22 protein-coding genes, 1 other RNA gene and 1 pseudogene are annotated in these 22849 nt (G+C 53.9%); 14 read left to right on the top strand and 10 right to left on the bottom strand.

Translation table 11 applies throughout. From position 1 onward, the window contains the following. Nucleotides 1–47: 47 nt before the first annotated feature. The 5 genes from ACZ5M3_RS04520 (at nt 48) to rnpB (ending at nt 2748) form a co-directional block, all read left to right on the top strand. Complete coding sequence (locus ACZ5M3_RS04520) at nt 48–455, top strand: DUF61 family protein (RefSeq protein WP_464840466.1); 408 nt, start codon at nt 48–50, stop codon at nt 453–455. Continuing rightward, nucleotides 455–736: a hypothetical protein gene (locus tag ACZ5M3_RS04515; RefSeq protein WP_464840465.1), complete on the top strand. Its 282-nt coding sequence runs from the start codon at nt 455–457 to the stop codon at nt 734–736. The genes ACZ5M3_RS04520 and ACZ5M3_RS04515 overlap by 1 nt, the downstream gene beginning before the upstream one ends. Nucleotides 737–778: 42 nt before the next feature. Next, complete coding sequence (locus tag ACZ5M3_RS04510; protein WP_464840464.1) at nt 779–1432, top strand: hypothetical protein; 654 nt, start codon at nt 779–781, stop codon at nt 1430–1432. Then, nucleotides 1408–2385 carry a COG1361 family protein gene (locus tag ACZ5M3_RS04505; RefSeq protein ID WP_464840463.1) on the top strand — a complete coding sequence of 326 codons (978 nt, stop codon included), beginning with the start codon at nt 1408–1410 and terminating at the stop codon, nt 2383–2385. The genes ACZ5M3_RS04510 and ACZ5M3_RS04505 overlap by 25 nt, the downstream gene beginning before the upstream one ends. 41 nt (nt 2386–2426) lie before the next feature. Beyond that, nucleotides 2427–2748, top strand: an RNA gene (gene rnpB, locus ACZ5M3_RS04500) — RNase P RNA component. On the opposite strand, the gene ACZ5M3_RS04495 is transcribed toward rnpB, so the two are convergent. The 3 genes from ACZ5M3_RS04495 to priL are packed head-to-tail and all read right to left on the bottom strand — an operon-like array spanning nt 2734 to nt 5823. Continuing rightward, nucleotides 2734–3582: a DMT family transporter gene (locus tag ACZ5M3_RS04495; protein WP_464840462.1), complete on the bottom strand. Its 849-nt coding sequence runs from the start codon at nt 3580–3582 to the stop codon at nt 2734–2736. The two genes, rnpB and ACZ5M3_RS04495, sit on opposite strands and share 15 nt — an antisense overlap. Beyond that, on the bottom strand, nt 3579–4619 hold the full coding sequence (gene priS / locus ACZ5M3_RS04490; RefSeq protein ID WP_464840725.1) for a DNA primase catalytic subunit PriS: 1041 nt from the start codon (nt 4617–4619) through the stop codon (nt 3579–3581). Before priS ends, ACZ5M3_RS04495 begins: the two co-directional genes overlap by 4 nt. Then, complete coding sequence (gene priL, locus ACZ5M3_RS04485) at nt 4612–5823, bottom strand: DNA primase large subunit PriL (protein WP_464840461.1); 1212 nt, start codon at nt 5821–5823, stop codon at nt 4612–4614. Before priL ends, priS begins: the two co-directional genes overlap by 8 nt. Nucleotides 5824–6099: 276 nt before the next feature. On the opposite strand from priL, the gene ACZ5M3_RS04480 reads away from it, so the two are divergent. The 3 genes from ACZ5M3_RS04480 (at nt 6100) to ACZ5M3_RS04470 (ending at nt 9190) form a co-directional block, all read left to right on the top strand. After that, nucleotides 6100–6849 (top strand): ATPase domain-containing protein, encoded by a 750-nt coding sequence (locus tag ACZ5M3_RS04480; RefSeq protein WP_464840460.1) that lies wholly within the window; start codon nt 6100–6102, stop codon nt 6847–6849. Nucleotides 6850–6914: 65 nt separating this feature from the next. Beyond that, nucleotides 6915–8081 carry a hypothetical protein gene (locus tag ACZ5M3_RS04475; protein ID WP_464840459.1) on the top strand — a complete coding sequence of 389 codons (1167 nt, stop codon included), beginning with the start codon at nt 6915–6917 and terminating at the stop codon, nt 8079–8081. Next, complete coding sequence (locus ACZ5M3_RS04470; protein WP_464840458.1) at nt 8063–9190, top strand: tripartite tricarboxylate transporter permease; 1128 nt, start codon at nt 8063–8065, stop codon at nt 9188–9190. Before ACZ5M3_RS04475 ends, ACZ5M3_RS04470 begins: the two co-directional genes overlap by 19 nt. Nucleotides 9191–9201: 11 nt before the next feature. Here ACZ5M3_RS04470 and ACZ5M3_RS04465 read toward each other — a convergent pair whose 3' ends face one another. Further along, nucleotides 9202–9510, bottom strand: a complete 309-nt coding sequence (locus ACZ5M3_RS04465; protein WP_464840457.1) for a DUF5748 family protein — start codon at nt 9508–9510, stop codon at nt 9202–9204. 70 nt (nt 9511–9580) lie between these two features. Here ACZ5M3_RS04465 and ACZ5M3_RS04460 point away from each other — a divergent pair, with 70 nt between their 5' ends. Then, on the top strand, nt 9581–10771 hold the full coding sequence (locus ACZ5M3_RS04460) for a class I SAM-dependent rRNA methyltransferase (RefSeq protein WP_464840456.1): 1191 nt from the start codon (nt 9581–9583) through the stop codon (nt 10769–10771). 164 nt (nt 10772–10935) lie between these two features. Here the strand turns inward: ACZ5M3_RS04460 and ACZ5M3_RS04455 are convergent, their stop codons facing one another. Next, the gene (locus tag ACZ5M3_RS04455) at nt 10936–11679 is read right to left on the bottom strand and encodes an RlmF-related methyltransferase (RefSeq protein WP_464840455.1); all 744 of its coding nucleotides are present in this window, start codon (nt 11677–11679) and stop codon (nt 10936–10938) included. A gap of 106 nt (nt 11680–11785) precedes the next feature. On the opposite strand from ACZ5M3_RS04455, the gene ACZ5M3_RS04450 reads away from it, so the two are divergent. Both ACZ5M3_RS04450 and ACZ5M3_RS04445 read left to right on the top strand, forming a co-directional pair. Beyond that, nucleotides 11786–12772 (top strand): hypothetical protein, encoded by a 987-nt coding sequence (locus ACZ5M3_RS04450; RefSeq protein WP_464840454.1) that lies wholly within the window; start codon nt 11786–11788, stop codon nt 12770–12772. Then, nucleotides 12765–13766, top strand: a complete 1002-nt coding sequence (locus ACZ5M3_RS04445; RefSeq protein ID WP_464840453.1) for a hypothetical protein — start codon at nt 12765–12767, stop codon at nt 13764–13766. Before ACZ5M3_RS04450 ends, ACZ5M3_RS04445 begins: the two co-directional genes overlap by 8 nt. 8 nt (nt 13767–13774) lie before the next feature. On the opposite strand, the pseudogene ACZ5M3_RS04440 reads toward ACZ5M3_RS04445, so the two are convergent. From ACZ5M3_RS04440 to ACZ5M3_RS04425, 4 genes and pseudogenes are all read right to left on the bottom strand, one after another. Next, nucleotides 13775–14900, bottom strand: a pseudogene (locus ACZ5M3_RS04440) (serpin family protein). Between the two features lie 212 nt (nt 14901–15112). Continuing rightward, nucleotides 15113–16381, bottom strand: coding sequence for a M20 family metallo-hydrolase (locus ACZ5M3_RS04435; protein WP_464840724.1), 1269 nt, complete (start codon nt 16379–16381; stop codon nt 15113–15115). A 12-nt stretch (nt 16382–16393) separates the two neighbouring features. Continuing rightward, a complete protein-coding gene (locus ACZ5M3_RS04430) occupies nt 16394–16729 on the bottom strand; it encodes a PqqD family protein (protein WP_464840452.1) in 336 nt (111 codons plus the stop codon). 52 nt (nt 16730–16781) lie between these two features. After that, nucleotides 16782–18656, bottom strand: a complete 1875-nt coding sequence (locus tag ACZ5M3_RS04425) for an OPT family oligopeptide transporter (RefSeq protein ID WP_464840451.1) — start codon at nt 18654–18656, stop codon at nt 16782–16784. Between the two features lie 294 nt (nt 18657–18950). On the opposite strand from ACZ5M3_RS04425, the gene ACZ5M3_RS04420 reads away from it, so the two are divergent. The 3 genes from ACZ5M3_RS04420 (at nt 18951) to ACZ5M3_RS04410 (ending at nt 21287) form a co-directional block, all read left to right on the top strand. Beyond that, entirely contained in the window at nt 18951–19766 is an 816-nt protein-coding gene (locus ACZ5M3_RS04420) for an MBL fold metallo-hydrolase (protein ID WP_464840450.1), read from the top strand. A 10-nt stretch (nt 19767–19776) separates the two neighbouring features. Next, complete coding sequence (locus ACZ5M3_RS04415) at nt 19777–19908, top strand: hypothetical protein (RefSeq protein WP_464840449.1); 132 nt, start codon at nt 19777–19779, stop codon at nt 19906–19908. An 86-nt stretch (nt 19909–19994) separates the two neighbouring features. Continuing rightward, a complete protein-coding gene (locus tag ACZ5M3_RS04410) occupies nt 19995–21287 on the top strand; it encodes an RNA-guided endonuclease InsQ/TnpB family protein (protein ID WP_464840448.1) in 1293 nt (430 codons plus the stop codon). Between the two features lie 172 nt (nt 21288–21459). On the opposite strand, the gene glmM is transcribed toward ACZ5M3_RS04410, so the two are convergent. Next, the gene (gene glmM / locus ACZ5M3_RS04405) at nt 21460–22824 is read right to left on the bottom strand and encodes a phosphoglucosamine mutase (RefSeq protein ID WP_464840447.1); all 1365 of its coding nucleotides are present in this window, start codon (nt 22822–22824) and stop codon (nt 21460–21462) included. Between the last annotated feature and the right edge of the window lie 25 nt (nt 22825–22849).

Genomic DNA, 22849 nt, shown 5'->3' with positions numbered 1-22849 from the left:
AATATGTGCTAAGCAAAGGTTTATTGGATTCATGAGTAGGCACAAACATGCCAAAGGCTGAGGACATACTCAACAGGGAAATAGCACGGGTAAACCTCCACCTTCCAGCAAACAGGCCTACCCTGAAACAGCTGCTGGAGGCAAGGGAGCCGAAAGTCAGACTGCGCGATGGGAGCTATCACCACTTCAAGCGCTCCGAGCTGGAGTACCTCCGTTCCCTCCTCGATGGGGATGAAGAAGAACGTCTGAGGGTACCAATAGTGCTTGAAATAAGCACCCTGTACAGGGGCTATTTCAGGGTAAGGGGCAGGACGGAGGTTAAGGTCATCGAGAAGATCCTCGGCACTTACGATATTCTGGATGAAAAGATGGAGGAGCTCTACCCGAGATACCTCCTCCCGAAGATCAGAAAAACCCTCCCGACGACAACGACGTATGCGTTTATAACGGAGTGATGGATATGGATGAAGACCTCAAGGTTCTCCGGGACTACCTGATGTTCACCGTTCCCCACGTTACCGTACTCGCCGGTGCTCTCCTGGGTGTTCTCCTGATAATAGGGGTTCGAGTTAACACCGCCCTCGGGATATTCACAGTATTCTACGGGCTCATGCTCTTCGTCCTTGGCCTAGTGATAGGCCCTCACTTTTCCAAAGTGCTCTGGTATCGGCTTATGATGGTCTTTTTCGCCTGTTTGATGCTTCTGGGGGTTGCTCTCCTGTTATATGGAGAGTAGCCTTTATATGGGAAGATGCACAACTAAACATGGTGGGAACGTATGCGGAAGGCAGTGGTCACGTTGATCCTCCTAACTCTGGTCACGGCACTTCTCCCGGGTTCCTCCGCCCAGTTTGTCACTTTTACAACACATGACGAAATTTCCCTGCTTCGTGGGGACTACAGCACCGGGACGATGATGCTGACAAACGCCGGTGGCTTCAGCTTTAAAATCGTCAGCTATCAGAAATTCTGGGTGGAAGATGAGAACGGCAACGTTATCCCTGGCTTTAACCTGACCCTGACACCCACTATTTTCAGCGACTGGTCGTCCCAGAAGACATACTCGGTGTCGTACAACATATCCTGTGCCTCAAATGTCTCAGGCGGGACGTACACGCTCTATCTTCGTTTCCTTGCGTTTACCTCGGACAACTCCATGTACATAGTTCACGCCACCGTGCCGCTCCACGTGATCGAAAAGGCTCTGGATTTTGGGGTAGCTGATGCTTATGTCAAGGAGCGTCCCGGATCCTCCTATGTCCTTAACGGAGAAACCATAGTGGTGTTCTCCCACGTTAACAACATAGGGCACTCAAGCGTCCCCCTTCAGGCCACCGTCTCCTTCTCCCTGGGGGGAAGGTGTACTTCCTCGAAAACAGAACACTCAAAATGGCTCCCGGAGACAACATGGTTCGCTTTGAAGTGCCCGTAGGGTATGAACTGCCTGAGGGAACGTACAGGCTGGAGTACGTGCTCAAATATGACGGCGGGACGTACAGATACTCCAGGGAAATCCCCGTCAAGTTTGGGGTTAATCTTGTGGGGGCTTCCCTTCAGTCGGAGACGGTAAAACTCGGGGAAGAAAACAGGGCCTATCTAACCCTCCTTTCGGAGAGGAACGTTAACCTGAACCTCACCGTGGAAACGTACAGGAACGGGACTTTGGTCGCAAAAACCGTTGAGCCCACAGTGATCAAGGGCGGTACAAACGTCCTTGAGGTGAACCTTCCAACCAACGTATCCGGAGAGCTGACGTCCCTCATAGAGCTGACATTTGATGGGAGGATTATAGGGGAGAGCAACGTCTCGTACAAGGTCCTTGCACCCCCCTTCATAAAAAACGTGACTTACGAGAGGGTCACCACCGATGAGGTCGTCTTCAGAATAGTCATTGACAACCCGAACTATGAACCCTTTGAGGGGCAGCTTTCTTACAGAATAGTGGCCAATGGGAGTGTTCTTTACAAGGACTCTTTGGGGAGCACGATAAGGCCCGGAGTCAACGAGGTCTCCCTGAGGTTCAAGCTCCCGATGAAACAGATCGTCGGGTATGAATTTACCCTCAGCGCGATGGGCGAAACCAGCGTTTCCAGAGGTGAGCTGTATCTGGAGCCTCCCGCCCTACCGACGACAACCACACCAACCACCACAACTGTGTCAAACACCACGACAACGACCCCCGCCGGAACGTCGGCCGGGCTCTGGCTGGGCATTCTCGTAGTGGTGTTCCTCCTGCTGGTTGCCGGGGCGTTCTACTACACCCGTGAGGGCGGAAAATCCAGGAAACGCATCCGGCCCAAACCCAAGAGGCGCTCGCCCCTTGGTAGATTCAAGAGGCCGAAGGAGCCCAAATTCAGGGAGAACAAGGAACTCCCGAAGAAGTGAATACCAAACTTTTTTATCCATCTTTTCTCTACTCCCCTCAGGTGAGGGGGTCGGGGACTCTCGGGGCACTCCCGAGGAAGTTCCGCCCACCGCACCGGGGCCGCGGTGCCGCAAGGCACCTCCCGAGAGGGAGGGCAACGGCGCAGAAACGACACGTCCCGGCGGGTATGGGGATGAAAGCGGCGAAGGGCCCGGCGACGGGTTCCGAGCTAACCCGCAGACGACCCGTCGGGGAGCGGTGAAACGGCCGTCCCGCGGGGTGCAAGGCCAAAGGAGGGGCGATGAGTTCCCGGTGGGAGCCCCGTGGTAGGCCGCTCAGTCGAATGTCCCCTTGAGACAGAAGGCGGGCTACGGCCCCCTCACCTTAACATCCAGCAGGGATGCCAGAAGTATCAGCGCTCCCCCGAGTGCCGTTCTGATCCCCGGAACTTCTCCGAATATCAGGAACGCGTAGACCACCGCGCTCATGGGGTCGAGGTAGCTCAGAAGGGCCGCCTCGTTGACCTCAACCTCCTTCAGCCCATCCATGTACAGGAAGAGCGCCAGTACGGTGTGCACGGTCACGAGAACCAGAACCGCCCACCAAACTGGCTCTCCAACGCCCGATGCGGCAATGAACGGTGCTAATACGACCGATGCTGTGGCAAGCTGGAGGAACGTGAGTGTTTTTCCATCTACATCGCGCAGAAACCGTCCCAGGTTTGGAATCAGCGAGTAGAAAAAAGCCGCTATCGCTGCCAGCAGGATTCCAACGAAGTCCCTGTTCCCGAGGTCGACCTTTTGCCCGCTCATTATCAGGATGAGCCCGGCAAATGCCATCCCTATCAGGAGCCACCTTTTCAGGGTCAGCCTCTCCCCGAGGAATCTCCACGAGATTAGGGTTGCTATTATCGGGGCCATATAATAGACGAGAACCGCGTTTGCTATGGTGGTGTAGTTGAAGGCAGTGAAGAGGAATACCCAGTTTAGGGCCAGGGCGACTCCCAGGGCGAGCAGGGGTTTCCATTTGGCCTTCACAAGTGAAGGAAGCGTTGAGACCCATCCCCTGCTGGCCGCCAGGATGGGCAACAGCAGGATGGCCCCGAATGACACCCTGAAGAACGCAACCCCTAACCCCGACAGGTTTGAGAAGCGGGCGAATATCCCAACGCTTCCCCAGATGAGCATTGAAACAGTGATTTTCAGTCTTCCGTTCACATCTCATCCCCGTGCTCTTCCAGCCATTCCTCGTAGGCTTCCCTGACCTCTTCCTTCCTGAACCCGGGGACGGCGTCCCTGAATGGGTTGAACCTTTCGAGCTTCCTTTCATCCGAGCCGATGTACGTCGCCACGAGGCCCACCTTGGAATGCAGGCTTGAGGGCAGGCGGAGGATCCTCTTGACATCGACCGTAACGCGGCCGTCGAAGTAGGCCTTTGAGAATGTGCTCGACAGTGCGAACAGCCTCATGAGTGTCTTGTATCCAACACCCTGCGGGAACGCCGTTAGCAACCCTTTCCTGACAAAGCCCTCGTAGATGCTTTCTCTCCCCTCGATTATCCTTTCCACCTGTCCTTTCCGCAGGCCTACGTTGAAGAGGTGGTTCTCGTTCACCCGCCTTATGAAGTACCCAAATCTCAGCCGGAAGACCCTGTAATACCCCGAGGACAGCATTATCCTTCTGCTCTGGATATCCTCAAAAGTTATCTCGTCTGCCGCGGAGACGTATGCCAGTATCCTCTCCCTCGCCTTTCCATCGAGGGCCAGCGCCCAGTCGTCGAGAACCCTTATGTGGTACCCCCTCCCCGAGTAAACGACGTGAACGCTCTCGAAACCGAAATCTTCCTTCAGGACTACAAGGGTATCCCTTGCGAGCTCCTTTGCGTCCTCCAGGCATACCGGACACACCCGGCCGTGCTCATGAATGTGCTGGCAGCGCCTCAGGGGCAGGTCCTTCGCGTCTATGTCGAAGACCAGCTCCGCCCCGAGCCAGCCGCCCATGCTTTTCGGCTCCTCGTAGAGCGCAACGCTTGAGTATATCGCGTATGGGGCCGTTGCCCTCACGTAGTCCTCCAGGTCGCGGACGTCCATGAAAACGTTCTTCCTGTCGCTCGGCCCCTCACCGGTGTGGTCGAATCCGAACTCCCTCTCCTCAAGGGTCTTGACTATGAACTCCGGAAGCCTTTTGGCGCTCCATTCCTTTGAATAGTAGCGCTTCCGCTCCTTTTCCGTCGCCTCTCTGAACAGCTCAGCCATCCCCATCACCCTCGGCGTTCTCTTCTCCCTTACCCTTTCTACCCTCGATGTAGAGGCGCCTCAGATAGTACGTCAGTGGATTCTTGATGTTCCTGCAGTGTCTGTCCGGCTTGCAGAGCTGCGGGGCATTCGCCCGTATCTTGGAGCAGTTCGGCGGGAAGTACCACGTGGAGTTCCCGCTGTCCTCAAGGGTTGGCCTGTCGGTTAAGCCAAAGCCGAGGTGGTACCAGATGTTTTTGACCTCATGCGGCTGATCCTCGAAGAGGGGTGGAGAACAGCGGTTTCCGGCCTCGATTATGACGGGCAGTATCTCCCTCTCAACCACACTAAGGTCGCTGACGCAGTCTCTTATTCTGACGTCCCTTCTGGAGGGACTTGGACACAGTCTCGCGTAGCTCAGAAAACTCGTTAGGAGAACCGTTATGGCGTAGTTTCTCAGTCCCGAAGGGACACCCCCGAGGGCGATTTTCACGCACGGAGGGAAGAGTTCAAAGCGCAGTGGCTGAGCCTTTGCGCTCCCCATTCTCTCAAGCCTCTCTTTGAAGTACTCCCTTGCTATCTCGCCCAGCCTCTCGTAGAGCTGAAGGTAGTAGCCTGGAAGCTCATCCCTCACCTCATACAGCAGGTTGACGGCCCTTTCGAAGTTCTTCTCAAAGGACTTCTCCCAGAGCCTCATGGCCTGCTCCGTGGTCAGATACGCATACCCATTCCGGAGGTACACCTCTTTGAGGCTTCCCTCCCACAGCTCCAGGAACCTTCCAAGATGTACCTTGTACCTCAACCTCAGCCTCTCCCTCTCATCGGGGGGAAGTTCGTGGTGGTGGGTTCTCTCAAGTATCGTCCTGTCCCGCGGGGGTATGTCCCCTTCCTCGACGGTTCTCAGCTCGACCGCGGTCCCGCTTATTCTTCCCGCTCTTCTCAGCCTCTCTGAGTATATCTTTGAGTTGGCCTCCTTTACGAGCTCCATCTCAATGCCGTATGGGGAGAATGCGAGGGCACCGAGGAGCGCATAAAACGTCAGCAAATCCTGAACATCCCCCATGTCGAGGACATCCCTTGGTACCTCCCCGGACTTTACCCATGAAACCCTCTCCAAGGCCTGGTCTGTTCCAACGTAGGACGGGATTATCGACAGCAGTTCTGTTATTCCACCAAACTCCTCCTTTACGAGCCTTTTGGCTTTATCACCGAAGGGATCAAGCATGGCTTCACCTCTCATCGATAGGTTTACCTTGGGACATAAAACGGTTTCCGTGGTTGGGGATGTTACTCATGAATCGGGCGAATTTTTCAAAAAGCCTCAGAGAGGCTGTTTATGGTACTTGCAGGCGCAAATAGCGTAAACTTCCGAACAATCGCCCGGTCATATTGATTTAAACTGGAGTGGCGGCTTGCACCCCAAAAGTTTTATATCTCTTTGGTTCCACATGTTATATTAGACATAAAGAGAGAGTTCGCAAAGATTTCACGGGTGATTTGGATGGTCATGAAATACACTGTAGAAAGAGTAAAGAGTGGCATTCCCGGTTTTGATGATCTAATCCAGGGCGGCTTTCCATTGGGAACCACAGTTTTGGTTACCGGCCCAACGGGCAGCGGTAAGACTACTTTTGGAGTTCAGTTCGTCTACAAGGGAGCTGCGGAGTACGATGAACCGGGAGTCATAGTCACCCTTGAGGAAAGGGCACAGGACCTGAGAAGGGAAATGCTGGCCTTTGGGTGGGACCTTGAACAGTACGAGAGGGAGAGAAAGATAGCCATAGTTGACGGAGTGAGCGCTGTCGTGGGTCTCCCATCCGAGGAACAGTATGTCCTGGAGGGCAACCTCAACGCCGAGGACTTCCTCCGCTACGTCTACCGCGTCGTCAAGGCCATAAATGCCAAGAGGCTTGTTATCGACTCGATTCCCTCCATCGCATTCAGGCTCCAGGAGGAGAGCAAGATAAGGGAGGTTCTTCTCCAGCTCAACACGATACTCCTTGAGATGGGCGTCACGTCGATACTCACAACCGAGGCTCCCGACCCCAGCAGGGGCCGGATAAGCCGCTACGGAATGGAAGAGTACATAGCAAGGGGCGTTGTCCTTCTGGACTTCGTGGAAAAGGAAGTCGAACTGAAGCGCTATCTCCTCATCAGGAAAATGCGCGAAACAAAGCACTCGATGAAGAAGTATCCCTTTGAGATCAACGAGGAAGGCATCGTTGTCTATCCGAGCGGCGAAGTCTACTGACCCCTCTTCTTTCTCCCCTTCCAGTTGGGGGTAAGGTTTTTAAGTTCCCGTTCTTACCATCAATCATGGTCACAAGCAAAGAACTTAGAATCGTCCTTTTAATTGGTTCGGCAGTGGTTTTGATTGCGATGGCCACCATAGGTGCCTCGCCGGAGAAACTCGATAAGTTTACAGGGGTCTGTGTGTACTCCTCGGACTCGTTCTCCATCCTGAGCGACGGCAGGATTTCCGTGGGAGTGTATTCATATCTGCAGGTGGGGGTGGTCTATCGGGTGGAGGGGAGGATGTACAACACGAGTTCCGGTCTCAGGATCAGACACGTCCGAATAGAGCGGGCTGAACCAACGTTTTCGCTGTCCACCGTAAGGGGTGCCTACTGGACGTCCTCGGGTCATTACATACTAACGCCGGAGAAGGTAAAGCTGGCCCTCCCCCTGCCGGTTGAAAAAGGAGAAATGGTGGCGGTGGAGGGGATATGGTACCGGAACAGGTTCTACCCCCTCGGCTACAGTGTGTTGGGGTTTTCCGAAAGACCCAGAAACGGTATGCCATGGCGGGTCGAGGGCACGGTGATTTACGGCGGCACCAAGCCGGTGCTCTGGAACGGGAGTGAGGAGGTGGTTCTCTATCTCCCCTACGGGACAGAGGTGGAGGTCGGGAGACGGGTTAGGGTGGTGGGCATAGTCAGGTTCTACTCAAGGCTTTCCCTCATCGTTGACTCTCCAGACGATGTTCTCATCGTGGGACACGGTGAGAGGGTGCCCCTTTCGAAAGCGTCCATCGGGGACATCGCCGTTGGAAACTGCACGGTGGTTGGTGTCGGCCGTTCGCTCAAGCTCGACTGCACGGGGCTAAAGCTCAGCAACTTCAGGGCGAGAGTGGGTGACAGGGTTTACTTTGAGGCGGTCAAAAGAAAATCCTCGCTCTACTGTGTTGATTGCCGCGTTATAAAGCCCAGGGAGTATCTTCCGAATGAGATGTGCTCTTTCTCCGATGGAAAGTTTGCCAGAATATCTGGACAGGTGGAGTGGGTCAAGGTGTACAAAAACGGCTTTGGACTGGCCAACGTTACAGAGGGTAATTGTTGGGTTCTCCTTAAGCTCAGAAAGTCCCTCGACGTTTCCCTGGAGGTCAACGAAACCGTCACCGCCTACGGCTTCTTCACGACCTATCGCGGCATGCCCGCCTTTGAAGTTGCCTCGGGTGATGACCTTTGCTCGGGGAGATGCTGAAGGGCATTGCCGCCGGAACAATCAGCGGCGTTCTCCCGGGAATCCACGTGAATACTCTGGGGGCGTTTCTGGTGGAGGTCGGGACAAGCGGTAACCTGTTGCTGTTTTCGATGGGTCTGACCCACACGTTTCTCGATGTTGTTCCGTCGGCCTTTCTCGGTGTTCCCGATGAGGGAACTGCCCTTGGGATCCTCCCCGCACACAGGCTCGTTCTTCGGGGAAGAGCGATGGAGGTCGTCAGGATAGCACTGTGGGCGAGCCTCCTTGCGGTGCTGATGGCGATACCCCTTTCCCTGCTCTACCCCTTCTTGGCCCGGGCCTACGCTCCCCGGATCGGTAGGATAGCGGTGGGCCTTCTGGCCGTGCTTTTAATCCTCACGGAAAGCGGTTTGAAGAGGATTTACGCGATGCTGGTGTTCCTCCTCTCCGGTCTGCTGGGGATTCTGGCCTTCAGGCTCCCGCTGGAGGAGCCGTACTATCATCTCTTTACGGGTCTCTTTGGCATTCCCGTGCTGGTTACGGCGCTGATAGGCGGGGGCGGAAACATCTCCCCGGGCAGTGGGGAAATTGAGATGGATACAAAGCGCTTCATCGGCTTTTCTCTTCTGGGGACGTTCCTTGGAATGGCAGCCTCACTGATCCCGGCCTTCACCGCCTCCCAGGCGGCCTTAGTGGGCTCTTTTTTCTCAAGGGACGAGCGCTCGTTCCTGACGATTGTCTTTTCCGTCAACACATCCAACTTTCTGTTCTCCTTCGTGAACTTCCTGGAAACTGGGAGGGTAAGAAACGGCATAGTGGCCCTCATGAGTCCCCCGGGCCGGGGTTTTCTGCCGTACTACGCTCTGGCGGCGGTCTTTGTTTCCCTACTCGTTGTGAGCTACGGAGAGGCCTTGGCGGGCGTCGTACTCAAGGCTCTGGCCCGCATACCCTACAGACTGCTGAACGGCGCGGTTGTGGCCCTCCTCGTGTTCATGTCCTTATATTTCGATGGTCCTCTGGGACTTCTTGTCCTGACGGGAGGGAGCATGGTAGGCCTTCTGGCGGTGCTCTTTGGGGTCAAAAGGACGAACTGCATGGGAGTGCTCATGCTCCAAATAATAATCGGATAAGAAGAGAAGGATCAGACGGACTTTTCCTTCAGAATCCTCTGGAGTTCGGCGTAGTCCGTTACTATCCTCCTGTTGTCCAGGGTCGTGAAGTATGCCTTCTTTCGTTTGATCTTTTTAACATCGGTGTACTTCATCTCGGGCGGATCGTAAGAACCCGGTTCGACAACCTCGTCCTCCACCGTGTAGGTCTCAAGGTCTGGCTGTCCGACGTACTTCCAGACCTCGTAGAAGACCTCGGGCTCAAGGTGGATTTCTCCCTCAATCTCTATCCAATCCGCCCCTATCTCCTCAAGAAACTCCTTCACTACCTCGAAGTGCATAGAACCACCGGCATAATATAGGACGCTAAGGGTTATATACCTATCGCCGAACTTCCACCGGTGGTGAGAGATGGCAAGGGTAATCGTTGACGCCCAGGCTGCGAGGGCAATAGGAAAGGGTGCGATGATAGTCTTCAAGAAGGGTGTTGTGAGAACGGAGGGCGAGTTTGAGCCGGGGGACGTGGTTGAGGTCTACACACGGGGCGGCAAGTTCCTCGGAAAGGGCTTCGTCAACCCCAACTCCAACATCATGATCAGGCTGGTGACCAAGGATCGCGAGACTGAGATAAACAAGGAGCTCTTCCGCGAGAGGATAAGGAGGGCCAACGAGTACCGCAAGAAGGTTCTCGGCTACGATAAGGCTTACCGCATGGTCTACGGCGAGGCGGACTACCTGCCGGGCCTCATAGTGGACCGCTTCAACGAGATAGCCTCCATTCAGATTTCAAGCATCGGGATGGAGAGGTTCAAACTCGACCTTGCGGAGGCAATAATGGAGGCCGAGCCGGAGATCGAGACGGTCTTCGAGAAAAACACCGGCCGCTCAAGGAGAAGGGAAGGTCTGCCCGAGATAGAGCGCGTCCTCCTCGGCAAGGAGAAGTACCGGACGGTAATCGAAGAGGGCAGGGCGAGGTTCCTCGTCGACATGCGCGGCCAGAAGACGGGCTTCTTCCTCGACCAGAGGGAGAACAGGATAGCCCTTGAGAAGTACGTCAAGCCGGGGATGAGGGTTCTCGACGTCTTCACGTACACCGGCGGCTTCGCGATACACGCGGCCGTTGCCGGCGCTGACGAGGTTGTGGCGGTGGACAAGTCTCCCTGGGCCATCAACATGGTGAAGGAGAACGCCAAGCTCAACGGCGTTGAAGATAAAATGAAATACGTCGTTGGAAGCGCCTTCCCTGTTATGGAGGAGATGATAAAGCGCGGTGAAAAGTTCGACATAGTAATCCTCGATCCCCCCGCCTTCGTTCAGCACGAGAAGGACCTCAAGAGGGGCCTCCGCGCTTACTTCAACGTGAACTACGCCGGCCTTCAGCTGGTTAAGGAGGGCGGAATACTCGTCACGGCATCATGCTCCCAGCACGTTGACATGCAGGCCTTCAAGGACATGGTGATTGCCGCGGCGGCAAAGGCCGGCAAGTTCCTCAAGCTCCTTGAGCCCTACAGGACGCAGGCCCCGGACCACCCGATACTCATGGCCTCGAAGGACACGGAGTACCTCAAGGCGCTCTTCCTCTACGTGGAGGACATGAAGTGATTAAGCGGGGACGATGACGAAAAAGCACCTCCTCTGAGACCGGCGTGAGTGCTGAAACGCCCACGGTCTGAGTCCCTCAACCGGTCGCTCTGCCGACCAAAATCCTTTTTATTTGGTCGTTTGAATGACCAAAATCGCAGAAGTTATGGTCATTACAACGACTATTACAGCCTGAGTATCAAACTGTGTCTCCACCTCGTCCCGACCTTGAACTTCACGTCCCTGACTTGGTATCCCAGCTCCTCTCCTTTTTCCCTTATGGCCTTTATCAGCGTCTCCTTGTCCGGAATGAAGAGGGCCACTTTTCCATTGGGCTTCAGATATTCCAGAGCCTCCTCGATCAGCCTCACCGAGAAGGCCTCGCCGTGTTTGCCCCCTCCAACGCCTTCCCTCTCGGTCAGGACGCCCCTTGTCGGCCTCTCATAGTAGGGCGGGGCGGAGAAGATGACGTCAAAGCGCTCGCCTTCAGGAATTACTCCCCTGATTATCCCCCCGTTGCTTCTGATGAGCCTAATCCTCGCTCTGTTCCGCTCGATGTTCCTCCTCGCGTACTCGAAGAACTCCCCGTCGAGCTCCGTCGCGGTAACGTCGCAGTTGAAGAATTTAGCCGCCATCAGGGCCATCATGGCAGTGTGCCCCGTCCCAATCTCCAGAACCCTTTCGCCTCCTCTCAAAAAAGTCTTTAGAAAGAGGTAGCGCGAGATTGGGGTAGTTACCAGTCCACGCGGGTGGTACTCGATATCGAGCCCGAAAATGGCTTTTGCTATCGCTTGGTTGTAGAGTATCCTGGCCTTTCTGTTCGAGAAGTCGAGCCTTCCGCGTTCGTCGAGGTATTTCTCCAGTTCGGGAAAGAGTCTGACGGCTTCCCTCACTGGCAGTCCGAGCTTTCCGTCCTTCCAGGTGGGCATGGGAACATATCAGCACAGAAGTTTTTCAGTTTTATGTGTTATTTTGTCTAAAAGTTATAGAAAGACTTAAATAGTATTGTCGTTTAAATACTATTGGCGATCGTTGATGGCAACATTTGGACTGTGGTATTTTAGGTGGAATGGGAAAGAGAATGTCTCCATGCTAGGTGATGCTGAGAATGAGTTTAGGAGATTTTTTGACTATGCAGTGGCCCTTCCAGCTAGAGAAAGGGAAGGGAGTGGTGTCAAAGAACTTGCAGTGTACACTGGAGATGGCTTCAATGATGGGAGAAAATTTGCTGAAAATATCTTCTCAACAATAAAAAGCATCCCGGTATATGTGGCAATTCCTTATTGGAGGAATTATATTCCAGAACCACGAGAGAATCCAAAAGGAGGAAACAAGTACTGGCTTGACTGGATAAACGGCGTACTGAGTGTAAATTCTTCCAACCTCGGGGGATTTTATTGGAGTCTTGAAAGTGCTTGGATGTTTGTAAATTATTATAAAGATGTTCTTTGCAATCAGGGACAAATGCCTTACGTGAACCCTCAAACTATTGATATGTTAAGTGAAAAAATCCACAGCAGAGGTCTTGAGTTTATATGGATTCCCTACGCTAGGACATATGCTCTCCAGAATACTGATATCTGGCCCCGTAATTATCAGGTGTGCGGAAAGGATTGGCCAATTCCCGGAGGTTCAGAATTTTTTGATCTGGTCTTTGTTCAATCAAATTATTATCAATGTATGGATTGGTATAAAAATGTGCGGTGGATAGATGAGGAAGGAAAAGTGAGGACTGGTCTTTCTTTAGAAGAATGGGTGGATATGCTAACTGACATGAATCGTTCCAGAAATACCCGCAATGTCTTCGTCGAATTTGAATGTGATGGCAGAATTTCGACAGGCGGTGATGATAATTGTAGCAGGATTTGGCATTCCTCCGCTGAATACAAAAATAGGGCATGTGAATACGTTGAGTGTGCTGGGCAGTTTATTAACCGAGCGTACTACTTTGACACGAACTTGAATAATATCAGTTTCATGAATAGTTACTGTCAGGAAACTTTGGGTGAAAGGTATGTCTAGCTTCCTTAAAATACTTGGAGTATCCTTGTGTTTCCTTATTTTTACACTACCTCCTGCATCATCTAATGTGGAGATTATAACAACAGGCCTACCTCCAACCAGGGGTATTCACATGTCCGTGGGAGTCCTCCCTAATTCGAAGGTAATATTCATCTCCACCGGAGAGATTGATGCATACGATGATATATGGGTGAATCCCGACACGGAAATTAATTGGTATTACCATGTGGATTCCTCAGGGGCGCGTCTTTTTGGGGTTGAGTGCTATACGGCGGCGTATATTAGGTGTCCCAGGTTAAATCTGAGCGTTTCACGAAATCTGGCACAGTTCAGAACTAAAACAAAATTGGTTAGGGGAGTTCCCGTAAACGGCTCTGTACTGTTCAGTTTTGAGGGGACCGTTTACAAAGTCCCTGTTTCCGAAATATCGCCGTACCTTTGGGATGAAAGCTGGATACAGCATCTGTGGGGATATAGTCTGAATGGGAGTCTGATATTCTTTCCAGAACTAATCATTGAGATAACGGGGGAGGGAGTTGAGTATCACGACTGCTCCATCCAAAACGGCTCTGTATCCGTACTGCACCTTGATCAGAGGTATAACATCACGTATTACGTTAAAGCCTCTTGGAAAAGGTCGAAACTTAAAAATGAGATGGTGGATCAGTCCGAGCTCCTAAATCTCCTTGAGAAGCCAATCTATATCTTCTTTTACAATGGAACCTTTAAAGCCTTCGAAGTTGGTAGGATTAATCTTGAGTATTCTACCGTTCTCTCTACCGAGAACAACAGCACCTCCGTTTTTGTAAGTCCGAGTTTTTACTATTCTAACACGGCACTCCCTTTCATTTCAGCCAATGCCACGTGTTCACCTTCGAATGAAACCAACGTTACATCTCCCAGCCAGGATCAGCGTAAATTCTGGCTGTTGGCTGTGATAGTGTTTGCCGTTGTCATTCCGTACCTGCTGTGCAGAAAGGGAAAGAAGGAGTAATGGCTTAGTCATTCCTCCGGGTTCATAAGCCGCCCGATGAAGAGTATCAGCCCCGTCTTCTTGTCGATGATGAGGAAAAGGAAGGGATGATCTGCCTTAAAGACCTTGTACTTCGGGGTTTCTCCGGGTGCTGAAACCGCTGTGAATATCACCGCTGTCGCCGCTGCCGCCTCCGTCCCGTTCTCGGCAACGCTTATGAAGGTCTTGTGGACGACGTCGCTTATCACCAGGTTGTCCTTCGGCGATATTCCCGAGAAGTCCTGCACTGTGAAGGCCTTTTCCATGCCCATGTCCATCAGGGCATCCTTGAGGTGGTACTCCCCCTCGAACCTGAACTTCGGCAGTGCGACCTTCACCCACTCCATGTCCATGCTCTTCAGGATGTTCCCTATGAACTCGGCGCTCAGGTTGTTTTCCACCCTCTCAAAATTCCCCTCTCTGGGCAGGATTATCAGCATGCTCAGCCTTTCTCCCTCGTAGGGAAGCTCAAGGGCCTGAAAATAGTCGTTTTCGAAGTAGGGGAATCTACCGGCCTGGTGCATCATGGCGACGATGACGGTCGAGTTGGGCGCGTGAAATGTTTCGTTCTTCGTCTCACTTGCCTCAAACCTGCTGGACCAGTTGGCTTTAAAGTAGACCGCGTTCGTTATCACGAGCCTCGTCAGGGGGTTTAAGCCGGATACGATGTTCTTAATCCTCCCGTTCGTCTGATTCTCCACCCATTCGTTTATCTTCCCGGCTGCTCCCTCCGGGTCGCCCTGGAAGTCGACCTCTCTGGCCTTGCCGAGGTAGAACTCCCTCACAATCCAGAGGTACCTTTCACTTACCGGGTAGTCCCTCTGAACCCAGAGGGCGTTGGCGCTCCTGAGGATGAAGGGCGAGCATCAGGTATCTGAAGCCGGTCCACCTCGTGTCGTTGTCCCCGGGGAGATGAGGGACGCTCCCCATCTCCTCCGCGGTTTCACCGCTCGCCCCCTCGTAGGCCATTGCGAGGGCAGTCCCAACGCTGTACGGGGAGAAGAAGACGTTTCCGCCGTCCCTCGCCAGCTCTCCGTAGAGCTCGAAGGCGAAGGCGTTGAGAGCTTTAACCACAGGCTCCTCCTGCCCCTCTTTCAGAACGTCGTACTTCGTCATCGGTGGGGTGAAGTGGGAATCCGTCGAATGCGATGCCTCGGGACCGCCAGTGGGCTTGGGATTCTCTGAAACGCCGAGGCATCCCCCCATCAGGACCGCCAGAACCATGATCACCAGAACCATACGCCTCATGCACTCACCGTGATTACTATTGGGCCGGGAGTATAAATACCTCCCGATAGTTTCAACCGCGATTAAAGTGAAATAAAAGCTCAGAGGAGCGCCAGGGCCGCCATGACCTTCGCGTCCTCGACCATGTTCTCTATCTTCGCGTACTCGTTGGGCTGATGGGCGGTCTCGTCGAGGGTCGCCCACACGACCGCCGGAATCCCGAGCTTCCTGAAGTAAGCCGCAAAGGTTCCGCCGCCTATTCCGCCGACCTTTGCCTCCTTTCCACGGAGTCTCCTCAGGGCTTCCTGGAGGAGCTTCACTATCTCGCTGTTCGGGTCTGTCGGCTCTGGAGCGTCCATGCGCTGGAGAACCTCGAACTCTATCTCGGGCAGAACCTCGCCGTCGAACTCCTTCCGGTATCTCTCCTTGATCTCCTCCGCCAGCCTCTCGGCGTCTTTCAGGATATCGTCTATGCTGTACCTCGGCAGAATCCTGCAGTCAAAAACCACCTCGTGCTCGCCCGGAGCTATGTTCGGGCTGTCGGCCGGGCCGCGAACCATCGTGGGCTCGAAGGTGCTCTCCGCTGGCTCGAAGAGCTCGTCTTTCTCGGAGTACTTCTCGTGGAGGAGTTTATCGAGGTGGTAGGCGAAGTCGAGGGCGACGCGGTGGGCGTTGAGCCCCTTGTCCGGCATGCTGGCGTGAACCTGCTTTCCGCGGACCTTCACCCTGAGCCAGAGGATGCTCTTTTCAGCAACTTCGATGAAAGTACCTTCCTCGTTTCCGCCGTCCGGGACGAGAACCAGGTCGTCCTTGCGGAACAGCTCCGGGTGCTCCCTCATCAGCCACTCGACGCCGTACTTGCTTCCGGTTTCTTCGTCGCTGACGAAGGCGAGGATTACGGTTCTCTTCGGCCTTATCCCGAGGTTCATCATGGCCTTTACGGCGTAAAGGCTCGCGACGAGGCTCTGCCCGTTGTCCTCGCTTCCCCTGCCGTAGACCTTGCCGTCCTTGACGACAGGCTTGAAGGGCTCCGTGACCGTCCACCTGCTCATGTCCCCGGGCGGAACGACGTCTATGTGGGTGAGGATCCATAACCTCGGGCTTTCTTCGCCCTTTTCACCGTAGTAGTAGGCCAAAATGCTCGGCCTCACTCCGTTCTTGGCCCTCTCGTCCGGCGCGTTGTAGACCTCAACCTTGTCGAAGGGCCCGGCCCTGATTATCTCAAGCAGCTTCTGGGCCTTGTCGTACTCGCCCTCGTAACCGTAGTCGGGGCTTATGGCGGGGATTTTTATGAGCTCAACGAGGGTTTCAACCATGTCATCGCGGAGCTCTTCTATCTCCTTGGAGACCTTTTCGAGGGTTTCGCTCATTTCAATCACCACCTAAACTATCTCGTCCGTCCTTTTAAACTCAATCAAATACCTCTTCCCCAGTTCGAGGAGAAAGACTACCAGGCGCTCGTATAGGGGCTCGACTTCATAACCGAAGCGCGCCCGGAGGGCCTTTCCAATGTCCCTGACGGTTCTCCTCCCGTCGCAGAGCTCCCAGATGTACGCTCCGACTTCGTCGAGTTCTATTCTCCTGTACTCTCCGTGGAGCTTTCTCGCGAGAAAGTCAAGCTTCGAGTCCATTGGAATGAGGAGGTAGTACTTGCCCTCCACTTTCCTGAGCTCGACCTTTTCGTTGCGCACTGGGACAAGGTTCAGGTACTCTTCCATGGCAATTCCTCCGGTGTCCAAAATTTAAAGGTTGGGAAGAAAAAACGGGCAGTCACTCCTTCCTGCCCGTCATGTAGAGCCAGACGGCTATTCCTGCCAGGGCAAGGACACCGATGAGGTTGCTGCTGAAGCCGAAGCTCGGTGCGACACCGGCAACTATGAGTGCCGCGAAGAATATGCCCATGAGGGCCTCACCGGCGATGAGTCCAGCCGCACCGAGGACACCGGGGTCGGTCGGCTTCTCTGCACCGCCTCCCCTCGCCTTACCGACGAAGTACCTCAGGAGGCCGCCGATGAATATCGGGACGCCGAGGCTGAGGGGCAGGTAGATGCCGACGGCGACGGGCATTACAGGGGTTCTGAACTTGGAGCCCCTCATGGCGAGTATCTCGTCGAGGATTATGAGGGCTATGGCTATCCCGGCGCCGATGTAGATCATGTTCCACTCAAGGTTGCCGGTGAAAACACCCTCGGTGACCTTGGCCATGAGGAAGGCCTGCGGAGCAGCGAGGGCGTTCTCCTTGGCGGTCGGGGTTCCGGCTATACCGTAGGCCTGGATGAGGAGGTTGAGAACCGGGGCCATGACGAGAGCGGCGAAGAACGTTCCGACTATCTCGAAGACCTGCTGCCTCTTGGGGGTCGCGCCGACGAGGTAGCCGGTGGCGAGGTCCTGCATGGTGTCTCCGGCTATGGCCGCTGCGGTACATATCACAGCGGCGACGAGTATGGTGGCCGCCATGCCCTCCATTCCGCTGAGACCGAGGGCCTTGAGCACAAACGCCGTGAAGAGCAGGCTCATGATGGTGATTCCCGAGACCGGATTGTTGGATGAACCGACGACACCAGCGAGGTAGCCGGCTATCGAGCTTCCGAGGAAGCCGACGATGAGGAGTATCACCGCCATTATTGCCGCGATTCCTATTGATCCGATGATGTGGAAGTACAGCAGGAACAGCGGTATCACGAAGGCCGCTATGAGTATCAGCACGTAGTTGAGCGGGAGGTCTTCCTCGGTTCTGAGTATAACCTCTCCTGACTGCTTCCTCTTTGCCACCTCAAGACCCGCCTTGATGCCCCTCTTGATCGGGTTCCTGAGCTTGATGAGGCTCCAGAGACCACCAACGACCATCGCACCGACACCTATGTAGCGGATCTTGGTGCTCCATATGACCCACGCGAGGTCGATAGGACTGAGGTCGGTGCCGCTCATCTGGCCAGCGTAGAGCGGTATGGCTATGAACCAGGCTATTGCACCACCGAGGAACACGAGGAACGCTATGTTAAGGCCGACGATGTAGCCGACGGCAATGAGCGCCGCTGAAAGGTCGCTTCCGAAGTAGTAGACGCGTGAGCCCACCATCTTCGCTGCCTCAACGGTGCCCTTCCAGAGGCCAGAGCTTCCGAAGAGCTTGAAGAGGCCTCCGAAGATTCCACCGTAGAGAATGGGCTTTGCGTGGCTCCCACCCTTGTCACCCGCTATGAGCACCTCTGCACAGGCGGTACCCTCGGGATAGGGAAGCTTTTCCTCGACGATGAAGGCCCTCCTGAGAACGATGGTGAAGAGCGCACCGAGGGAACCACCGAGCGCTGCTATCAGCGTCACGATGTAGTACGGGAAGGTCGTGTAGTAGCCTAGAACGACCAGCGCCGGGAAGGTGAAGATGACTCCGGCCGCGAGCGACTCACCCGCTGACGCTGCCGTCTGGACCATGTTGTTCTCCAGAATGTTCCTGTCCTTGAAGGCGAAGAGTATCGCCATCGAGATGACCGCCGCCGGGATGCTGGCACTGACGGTCATACCGGCGTACATGCCGAGGTATGCGTTCGCTGCACCCATCACTATCGATAAAACAACACCCAGAACAAAGGCCTTGATGGTGTACTCCGGTAGGGATTTTTCGGGAGGTATGTACGGTTTCAGCTCCATTATTTGCACCCCCTGAATGGTGGCGTAGTAATTGAACACATCTGATGTTAAAAATGTTTTGCTGAATGGGCATTTTTACATATTCTAGAAAAAATTTGGCATTTCTATGTAACATATAGTTGCATTAATAGGGTATTACTGCCCGCCCCTCTGGTCAAGATGTTATAATGTGCCCATCTGTACCTGAGATATATGCCGTCAAATTCATATGTCAAAACGACCCAATGAAGGTAATGCCTTATATACCCTCACTGTGATACCCCTACGTCTGCAAAAGAAAACGGGGGTGTATTGGTGATTGAGATAACGTTCCTTGGCAGCGGGGGCGGCAGGTTCATTACGATAACCCAGTTCCGCTCCACCGGCGGTTTCCACATCCGTGCCAGCAGGAATATATACGTTGACCCGGGGCCGGGTGCGCTGGTTCGTTCCTGGCGCTACAAGCTCGACCCGAGGAGGCTGGATGCGATTTTCGTGTCCCACAGGCACGTTGACCACTGCAACGACGTCGAAGTAATGATAGAGGCCATGACGGGCGGCGCACTGAAAAAGCGCGGCATGCTGATAGCATCGAAGAGCGTCATCTACGGAGATGAGACGCACACCCCTGCGGTGAGCAAGTACCACATGGACGTCCTTGAGAGCATCCACATACCCGAACCCGGAAGCAAGATAGCCATCGGTGAGGAGGAGCTGATAATAACCCCCACCGTCCACTCGGACCCCACGACGATAGGATTCCGCATGAGGACCCACTACGGTGACATATCCTACATCCCGGACACAGCGTACTTCGATGGGCTCATAGAGTGGCACGATGGCTCGAAGCTCCTGATAGCCGCAGTAACGAGACCGAGGGATATGGGCATTCCCTACCACCTGAGCACCGATGATATCGTCATGATGCTCAAGAAAATGAACGAAAAACCGGAAGTGCTCGTGATGAGCCACATAGGGATGAAGATGCACTTCGCGAACCCCTACAAGGAGGCCAAGTACATAGAGACCGTCACCGGCGTCAAGACCTATGTTGCGAAAGAGGGCTTCAAGGTCATGGTGGAAAAGAACGAAATATCGGTGAGGACGCTCAGGCCAGCCAGGTTTGTCTGAGGGGGTTTTGATGGGCAGAAAGGCTCTCGCTCCGGTTTCAATTTTCTCATTTCTGCTCAACCTGTTCTTTGGCGAGTCCCGTCTGTCGCTCGACCTTTTGATTCCCGTGTTCCTTTACTCTTCTTCAAGCCTCGCCCTTTAGGGGCGGGGATGCAGTAATCGAAAAATCAACCCGAGAGCAGGAAAGCAAAACCATTTTAAAGCCAAAAAACAATACCCTACCTCAGTATGAAGCGGACAGTAACGGTAAAACTCCAGCCAAGCAAGGAACAAGAGAAAACCCTCAAAGAATTGGCTACAATCAGCTCCAAAATCTGGAACCGGGTAAACTACCTCAGAAGACAAGAATACTTTGAAGGCAAGCCAATAGACTTCAACAATACTGAAAAAATAGTCTATGAGGAGTTTAAATCCAAAATAGGCTCTGCAACAGTCCAGCAAATTTGCAGGAAGAACGCTGAAAGCTGGAAAAGCTTCTTCTCCCTCGCAGGAGCCAAGAGAAACAAGGAACTACCCAACTGGCTCAAGCCAAAACCACCGAACTACATTAAGGGAGAAGGCTTAATCGTCCTCAGGAACAACCAATACAAAATTGAAGGGAACAAACTAATTCTCAAAGGCCTTGGGAAGTTCAAAAGGCTGGAAGTTCAATTCAAGGGTAGAATACACTTGAAAGGCAAGCAAGGGCGGTTAGAAATAACTTACGACCCCGTAAAGCGGAAGTGGTATGCTCATATTAGCATTACAGTAAAGGAAAGGCTTTATGGCGAAAAATGGGTTGAAACCCCAAGACAGCCTTTAGGCAACCTCTCCGCTGGAATAGACCTTGGAGTGAACAATCTAATGGCCGTCTATGTCGAGAACGGAGAGAGTTTCTTAGTAAACGGGAGACCAATTAAGAGCATTGACTTTTACTTTAGGAAGAGGATTGCAGAGTATCAATCCAAAATCAACAAGTCTGGAGCTAAGAAGAGTAGGAAACTCTCCAGACTGCACGAGAAGGCTAAACTTCAGGCAAAACACTACATTAACACGGCTGTAAGACAGACTATTGAAAAACTCTATCGTCTCGGAGTTTCGAGAATTGTTATTGGCTATCCAAAGGGCATAGCCAGAAACTCTGGTAAGGGTAGAAAGCAGAATTATCTACTCTCTCACGTTTGGCGTTTTAATTACGTTATCAAACGCTTGAAGGAAGTGGCTGAAGAGTATGGCATCCTCGTTGAGGTTGTTAATGAGGCTTTCACTTCTCAAACTTGCCCCGTTTGCGGGAAGCCCCATGAGGGGGCGAGATTTGTTCGGGGGTTGTTTAAGTGTCCCGCAACGGGGCTTATCTTTAACGCAGACTTAGTTGGTGCCTTCAACATTTTGAAGAAAGTTGTGAAAACCATAACCCCGAACTTGGGCGGTTTGTATGCCCAAGGGAGGGGTAACTGGCCGAAGGCCCGGCCTGAGGGGTTGAAAACCCGCTTTGGATTGGGTTTTAATGAGACCCCCCAAACCTCCCCGCCCTTAGATTAGGGGTTAGGCAAACCCCGCCCTTCAAGGCGGGAAGGAGGTCAGTGGCTCTACCTTGCAGGGATGGAAGAAAAGCCCCACGCAAGGATCCTCGCCAGGGATTTTGGAATAATCTTCCTGGCCGGCACAGCGGGCTGGGTGCTCGGAACCCTGGTTTAACGATGGAGTTGATGTCTCAGCCCTTCCTCATGACGTCTTCCACTGCCCTCGTGACGGTTCCGTAGGCGAGCTCAAACAGCTCGTCGCGTCTCCTTTCACTGGGAGCTTCAACGACGACGCGAATCTTCGGCTCCGTCCCGCTTGGCCTCACGAGAACCCATGAACCGTCTTTCAGCTGGAGGCGGTAGCCGGAAATCGTCAGAACCTCCTTCACCTCTTCCCCCAGCTTTTCTTCGAGTGTCCTGTATGCCCTCTCAAGGGCGGCCTTCTTGAACCTGTCCGGGCACTTCACGTTCTTCTTGGTGAGGTGGTAGGTCGGTATCTCCTCCCGGATTATCTGTGAAAGCGGCTTTCCGCGCTCGTCTATGAGCTTTATGAGAAGCCCCATGGTCACGAAGCTGTCTATCCACGGGCCGAACTTCGGATGAACCAGCTTCCACGGCTCCGCTGCGAATATCGCCCCGTACTTCTTTATCCCATCGTGGGGCTGGCCAAGGGGGATTCTTACAACCCTGCCGCCCGCGTTCTCAACGACGTGGTCTATCCTTGAGCCCGTGTCTATGGAAACGACGACCGTTCCCCCTCCGTGCTCCTCCACGTAGAGCTTCGCGAAAAGCGCTATAACCGTGTCCTCGTTCACGTACTGTCCCTTCTCATCGAAGACCGCTATCCTGTCCGCGTCGCCGTCCTGGGCGATGACTAAGTCAACGCCGAGCTCCCTAGCCAGCTCGCCCAGGTAGGCTATGTTCTCGTACCTCGGTTCCGGCTTCCTTCCCGGGAAGTGGCCGTCAACGTGGGCGTTTACGCTTATCACCTTTGCCCCCATCTTGCGGAGCAGATAAGGCGCCAAAACGCTCCCGGCACCGTTGGCACCGTCGTAGAGGACTTTGAGTTCTGTTTCATGGTTCACGAAGTCAAGAACTGCCCCTATGTACTCCTCCCCAATGTCGAGGCTTTTAACGGTTTTTATCTCGTCCCACCTGGCCTTTTTGAACCTTGCCGAGAAGACCAGCTCCTCCAGTTCCCTCTCCTGCTCGACGTAGAACTCCGTCCCATCGCCGTTGAAGACCTTTATCCCGTTGTCGGTCGGCGGGTTGTGGCTCGCTGTGATCATGACCCCACCATCGCCGTACTCCCGCGTCCCCCATGCTAAGGCGGGGGTCGGGGTCAGACCGAAATCAAGAACCTCGGTTCCCGTCGATAGAAGCCCTGAGACAAGCGCGCTCTGGAGCATTACGCTCGACGTCCTGCCGTCCCTCGCGACCGCCACCGTTTCCCCCTCGATGTACGTCCCTACCGCCCTTCCAATGTCCATTGCAAGTTCGGGCGTGACCTTCTCCCACAGGGTGCCCCTAATTCCAGCGGTACCGAAGAGCTTCATATCACCACCGTAACTACTTGGGGAT

This window comes from Thermococcus coalescens, from assembly GCF_055392585.1.
Note: the sequence above shows the minus strand (reverse complement) of the source record. Positions and strands in the feature narration are given on the sequence as shown.